Source organism: Kitasatospora sp. NPDC059803, assembly GCF_042732255.1.
Lineage (GTDB): Bacteria > Actinomycetota > Actinomycetes > Streptomycetales > Streptomycetaceae > Kitasatospora.
Map to the genome: position 1 here is coordinate 1 of NZ_JBHWIJ010000408.1, position 6,011 is coordinate 6,011.

The window sequence follows — 6,011 nt, forward strand, 5'->3', positions numbered from 1 at the left end:
GGTCCTGTCCGGCCGGACAGGACCTGGGGCGGGTCTGCTTCGCCATCCACCAGAACACACCCAACCCGCCACGAACCACCCGCCTTGAGGCGGCCTCCAGTGGATCTCCAGCGCCCGCACACCGCCCCCACACCCCGGCCCGGGCCGCCGCAAACGGAAGGGCGCGTGTCGGGTGGGGCGGGAGACGGACCCGGAGTCCAGGCCGGACGCGCCACCCGGGTGGGCGGGGGTGGTCGGCACCGGGTGGGCCGGCGGCGGCTCAGGGCAGCAGCAGGCCCGGGATGAGGACCAGGCCGACCAGGCCCGCGACCAGGGTCGGCAGGCCGGTGACGCCCATCCACACCAGGTGGCCGGCGAGCCCGCCCGGCGTGTCCGCCGACAGGCGGCCGGGCACCACCAGGACCGTGCGGGGCCGCGTCACGTCCTGCACGTCTGCGGCGCTGCACTCGTGCCGCTGCGCCGTGCCGAGCTGGTCGGTCACCCGGTAGGTGTACCGGAGCGTGCGCCGGGTGCTGCGGGAGTGGCCACGGACGTCGTGCACCCGGTACTCCCCGAGGTAGGAGCCGGTGAACTCCGCCGGGCGGAGCTCGCCCAGTGCCTGCTGCTGGCGCCAGTAGCGGAGCTGCCAGGGCAGGTTCGCCGCCCAGGCGGCGCTCACCCACCAGGCGGTGAAGCCGGCCCAGACGAACCCGGCCCGCACGGGGTGGCCGAGCAGGGCCAGGGCGACGGACTCGGTGAGGCAGCCGGCGAACAGGGCGAGGAGGCCGAGCTGCCAGCCGGCGGGCCGCAGCGGCCGGGGCCGCCGGAACGGTTCGACGCGGATCCGCGTCGGGTCGGCCGAAGCCTCGGCGAGCCGTTTCAGCCGTTGCGCGTTGATGGCGTCGGCGAACGCCTGGGCCTTGGCGTCGGTCGTGCCCAGGCGGAACTCGGAGCGCTCGCCGCGCCCCGGCGGGTCGACCTCGACGCACAGGTCCCAGAGCACGCCCCGGCCGGGGACGGCGTGCACCCGGTGGATCCGGCCATAGGGGATGTGGAAGGCCTCCGGTTCCTCCTGCCACACCAGCGCGGATCCGGTCATCCGCACCGAGCGCCGGCCGAACCAGGTGCGGAGTTCCCTCGGCGGTGCGAGTACTGCCTGCCCGGCCATCGCTGTTCTCGTGCTCCCCCGTGACGTGATCTCGGCCGCGTGATCATATAGCCTCGACGCGGAGCGGTGCAGGTCAGCCGACCATCGCCGCCAGAACGGTGCGCCAGTCCTCGCCCGGCTCGGGGCTCAGCGGGGCGGCGAGGGTCTCCGCGCGGTAGTGCCAGGGGCGGCGGAGTTCGGGATCGGCGTCGGGGCGCAGGTCCAGCGGGCTGCCGGAGTCGAGCAGGCGCACGAGCTCACCGGTGAAGTCCGCCCAGGAGACGTGCCCGTTGACGGCGTTGACGATCCGGCCGGCCGCCGGGTTGCCGTCGGCGACGCAAGCGGCGAGCGCGCGGGCCAGGGCGGCGGAGTGCACCCAGGCGGCGCCGTACCAGGTGGAGCGGTCGCCGGGGGCGGGGGCGGGCAGGGCGATCGGGCGGCCGGCCAGGGCGGCCTGGTAGAGGTCGCCGGTGGAGCCCCAGCGGAGCTGGTCGCGCAGACGCTGGTGCGGGCCCCAGACGATCGGGGCGCGGACCACGGTGGCCGGGCCCCGGCCGGTGGCGGCCGCCTCGAACAGGATGCGCTCGCAGTCCAGCTTGGCCTGCCCGTAGGGGCTGACCGGTTCGCCGGTGGGGCCGCCTTCGGGGACGTCGGTGCCGGACGGGCGGCCGTAGGCGTCGATGCTGCTGACGAAGACGAACGGGCCGCCGCGCCAGCCCTCGACCAGGGCGCGCATCGCAGCGAGGTCGACGGCGTGCTCGGTGAAGGTGCAGGCGGCGTGGATGACGGCGTCGACGCCCTCGACCGCGCGGCGCAGGCTGTCGAGGTCGGCGAGGTCGCCCTCGGCCAGTTCGGCGCCGTGCAGGGCGGGCAGGTGGGCGGACTCGGGCCGGACCAGGGCCCGGACCGGGCGGCCCTGGGCCATCAGTTCCTGGAGGACGGCCGCGCCGACTCCGCCGGTGGCGCCGGTGAGCAGCACGGTGCCCGCGCGGGTGCGGGTGCCCGGGCGGGAGCCGGTGCGGGCGGGGGCGGCGCGGCGCTCGTCCTCGCGGGTGGCGAGCAGGGCGGCGAGGGCGCGCGGGGTGCGCTGTTCCAGCACGTCCAGGCCGGTGAGCGGCAGGCCGGTGCGGGTGCGCAGGCGTTCGGCGAGCTGGACGGCGACCAGGGAGTGGCCGCCGAGGGCGAAGAAGTCGCCGTCGGCGGGCGGGGTGGTGCCGAGCAGTTCGCCGAAGGCCGACCGCACCGTGTCGAGCGGGCCGGACCGCTCGGGGGCGGTCGGGGCCGCGCCGGGCAGCCGGCCGCGGTCCGGGGTCCCGTCGGCGTGCCGGGGCAGCCGGTCCAGCAGGGTGACGGCGGCCGGCAGGTGGGCGGGGTCGACGTGGCGGCGCAGGGCGGCGCGCAGTTCGACGCCGGTCGGGGCCACCGGGCCGCGCACCACGGCGTAGGCGAGCGGCGGGCCGTCGGCGGTCTCGACGACGGCCGCCTCGACCACCCGGGGGTCGGCCGACAGTGCGGCGAGGGCCGGGTGTTGGGCGGTGGCCAGGCGGGTGCCGGGGAGCGCGGAGAGGGGCTGGTCGGGGTCGGTGGCGACGGCGGCGAGCAGGTCCGCGAAGGCGGTGAGCAGGTGCTCGGCGGTGGTCTCGTCGAGGGCGTCCCGGTCGTGCTGGACCAGGCAGCGCGGCTGCGGGCCGTCCTCGACCAGCAGGGCGAGGCCGAACTTGGCCAGGCCCAGGTCGAGTTCGACGTCCTCGGCGGTGAGGCCGGGCAGTGTGAGCGGCTCGGCGGGGTGGACGAGGTCGCAGCTGACGGAGAGCAGCGGGGTGCCGTCGGCGCCGCGGGCCGCCGCGCCGAGCCGCTCGACGATCAGGTCGAACGGGATCTCGTGGTGCTGCTGCGCGTCGAGCAGCGCGGTCCGGGCCCGTCCGAGCACCTCGGTGAAGGTGGGATCGCCGGCCAGGTCGGCGCGCACCGCGAGGGTGTTGACGCCGAGGCCGACGGTGCGGCGCAGTTCGGGCCGCAGGCGCTGGCCGCTGGCACAGCCGAGGGTGAGGTCGGCCTGGTCGGCGGCGGTGCGCAGGGTGGCGAAGGCGGCGGCCAGGACGACGGCGAACAGGGTGGCGCCATGCCGGGCGCCGAGCCGGCGCAGGCCCTCGACGGTGGCGGGGGCGAGCGGGGCGGTGTGCAGCGTGGCCCGGCGCTCGCGCGCCCCGGGCGGGGTGGGCCGCAGCAGCGGCAGCGGGCGGGCGCCGGCCAGGTGTCGGGCGCGGGCGTCGGCGGCGCTGGTGAGTTCGGCGTCGCGGGTGCGCTCCTCACGGGCGTACTCGGCATACGACGGTCCGGGCGGCGGGAGTTGGGGCGCCACGCCGTCGCGGGCGGCGACGTAGAGGGCGGCCAGGTCGGCGGCGAGGACGGGCAGCGAGCCGCCGTCGACGGCGATGTGGTGGATGTTCAGGAGCAGGGTGTGGTCCTGCGGGTCGTGTCGCAGCAGCAGGGCGCGCAGGACCGGGCCGGTGGCGAGGTCGAAGGGGCGGGCGGCCTCGGCGGCGAGCAGGGCGGGGGCGTTGTTCCCGGCGCCGTTCTCCCAGGTGGCGTCCACCGTGCGCAGCGGCACCGGGGTGACCGGGTCGGTCTGCTGGTGCGGCTGGTCGCCCTGGCGGCCGTAGCGGGTGCGCAGGACGGCGTGGCGCTCGGTGAGGCCGGTGAGGGCGGTGGCGAGGGCGGCGGGGTCGAGCGGTCCGCGCAGGCGGGTGGCGAGCGGGACGTTGTAGAGGGCGCCGCCCTGGCCGAGGTGGTCCATCAGCCACATCCGCTGCTGGGCGTGCGAGAGCGGGGCGGGGCCGGCCGGGCCGTCGCCCTGGCCGGCCGGCACGCTCTGCGGGGCCGCCGGGCGCCCGCCCGCGGCGGGGCGGTTGCGGCGGGCGCGGCGCAGCAGGTCGGCCTGGTCGGCGGTCTGGTCGACGGCCGGGTGCTCGGCGGTCATCGGGTGGCTCCTTGCGGGGTGTCGTCGTGCGCGGCGCGCAGGGCTCGTTCGAGCAGGTCGGCCTGGCCGGCGACGGTGGGGTGGCCGAGGAAGTCGGCGAGCGAGAGCTCGACGCCGAGGTCCTCGCGGAGGTCGTCGACGACCCACATGGCGAGCAGCGAGTGGCCGCCCTCGGCGAGGAAGTCGGCGGCCGGGTCGGTGATCGGGCGTTCCAGGGCGCGGGTCCAGGCGGTGGCGACGGCCTGCTGGATCGGGGTGAGGGCGGCGGCGGTGCCGGGTCCGTCGGGGGCCGTCTCGTCGGTGGCGGCGAGGGCGCGGCGGTCGATCTTGCCGGTGCCGGTCAGCGGCAGGGCGGCGAGTACGGTCCAGGCGGTGGGCACCAGGTGGGCGGGCAGCCGGTCGGCGAGCCGGGCGCGGAGGGTTTCGACGGCCGGTCGGCTGCCGTCGGCGAGGACCAGGCAGGCGGTGAGCGCGGCGTCGGTGTGGCCGGGCCGGCGGACCACGACGGCCGCCTCGGCGACCTCGGGGAACTGCAGCAGCGCGTGCTCGACCTCGCCGGGTTCGATCCGGAAGCCGCGGACCTTCACCTGGTCGTCGGTGCGGCCGTGGAACTCCAGTGCGCCGTCGGGGCGTTGGCGGACGAGGTCGCCGCTGCGGTAGGCGCGGCCGGTGCCGGGCAGGTCGCGGAAGCGCTCGGCGGTCAGCTCCGGCCGGTCCAGGTAGCCCTGGGCGAGCCGGCCGCCGGCGATCCACAGTTCGCCGACGGTGCCGGGCGCCACCGGCGCGAGCTCCTGGTCGAGGACGAGGGCGCGGGCGCCGCCGAAGGGCCGGCCGATCGGGACCGGGCCGGTGGTGCAGTCGGCCGGGGTGATCCGGTGCAGGGTGGTGAAGGTGGTGGCCTCGGTCGGCCCGTAGACGTTGAAGAGTTCGAGCCAGGGGAAGGCGCGCAGCACCGCCCCGGCGTACTCGGGCGACAGGGCCTCGCCGCCGACGGCCAGGGTGCGCAGCACGCCGAAGATCCGGGACTGCCGGGCGGCCAGGTGGTGGAACAGGGCGGTGGTGATGAACACCGTGGTGACGCCGAACCGCTCGATGTCGCGGACGAGTTCCTCGGCGGTGGGCCGGTCGGACGGCGAGACGGCGACGGCGGCGCCGCGCGCCAGCGGGGCCCACAGCTCGAAGGTGGAGGCGTCGAAGCTGACCGTGGAGTGGAACAGGACCCGGTCGCGGGGGCCGAGCGTGAACGCGTCCTGGGCGGTGACCAGGTCTGCGACGGCGCTGTGCGGGACGATGACGCCCTTGGGCCGGCCGGTGGAGCCCGAGGTGTAGAAGAGCAGGGCGGGCGCGGCCGGCTCGGCGGCGTCGGGGGCGGCCGCACCGGCGGCGTCGGGGCCGTGCCCGGCCGGGACGGCGGGCTCGGCCAGGACGAGCGTCGAGGTCAGCGCGAGGGTCTGCTCCTCGGCGAGTCCGGCCTCGGCGAGCAGCGTCTTGTCACCGAGGACGAGCCGGACCCCGGCGTCCCCGGTCATCTCGGCGATGCGCTGGCGCGGGTAGGCCGGGTCGAGCGGGACGACGTGGGCGCCGGTCCGCCAGATCGCGAGCTGGGCGACGACCAGGCGGGTGGAACGGGCGCAGAGCAGGCCGACGGCACTGCCGGGGCCGATCCCCCGGGCGGCCAGGGTCGCGGCCAGCCGGGCGGAGGAGTCAAGGAGTTGACGGTACGTCAGAACGGTGGAGCCGTCGGTCACGGCGAGGGCGTCGGGGCGCTCCTGGGCGTGCCGGGCGATCAGGTCCGGGAGGGTCGCGGTGGGCATGATGGTTCCCTTCCGGGCGCCCCCGCCGCCCGACCGCGGGGGGCCCCACCCCCGGGGGTAGGGCGGGGGGGGGGGGCCCACCGGGCGGCCG

3 protein-coding genes are annotated in these 6,011 nt (G+C 77.4%); all 3 read right to left on the minus strand.

The features are described 5' to 3' along the window. Positions 1–259: 259 nt before the first annotated feature. The 3 genes from ACFV6I_RS36760 to ACFV6I_RS36770 all read right to left on the minus strand — a co-directional run bounded on the left by ACFV6I_RS36760 (position 260) and on the right by ACFV6I_RS36770 (position 5,920). Complete coding sequence (locus ACFV6I_RS36760; protein WP_380430355.1) at positions 260–1,147, minus strand: hypothetical protein; 888 nt, start codon at positions 1,145–1,147, stop codon at positions 260–262. Between the two features lie 73 nt (positions 1,148–1,220). Next, on the minus strand, positions 1,221–4,106 hold the full coding sequence (locus ACFV6I_RS36765; protein WP_380430357.1) for a condensation domain-containing protein: 2,886 nt from the start codon (positions 4,104–4,106) through the stop codon (positions 1,221–1,223). Continuing rightward, positions 4,103–5,920 (minus strand): amino acid adenylation domain-containing protein, encoded by a 1,818-nt coding sequence (locus tag ACFV6I_RS36770; RefSeq protein WP_380430360.1) that lies wholly within the window; start codon positions 5,918–5,920, stop codon positions 4,103–4,105. Before ACFV6I_RS36770 ends, ACFV6I_RS36765 begins: the two co-directional genes overlap by 4 nt. Positions 5,921–6,011: the final 91 nt, after the last annotated feature.

Excerpts from the sequence above, each read along its gene's own strand:
- ACFV6I_RS36765 (WP_380430357.1), bottom strand. The coding sequence starts at position 4,106 with ATGACCGCCGAGCACCCGGCCGTCGACCAGACCGCCGACCAGGCCGAC.
- ACFV6I_RS36770 (WP_380430360.1), bottom strand. The coding sequence starts at position 5,920 with ATGCCCACCGCGACCCTCCCGGACCTGATCGCCCGGCACGCCCAGGAG.
- ACFV6I_RS36760 (WP_380430355.1), bottom strand. The coding sequence starts at position 1,147 with ATGGCCGGGCAGGCAGTACTCGCACCGCCGAGGGAACTCCGCACCTGG.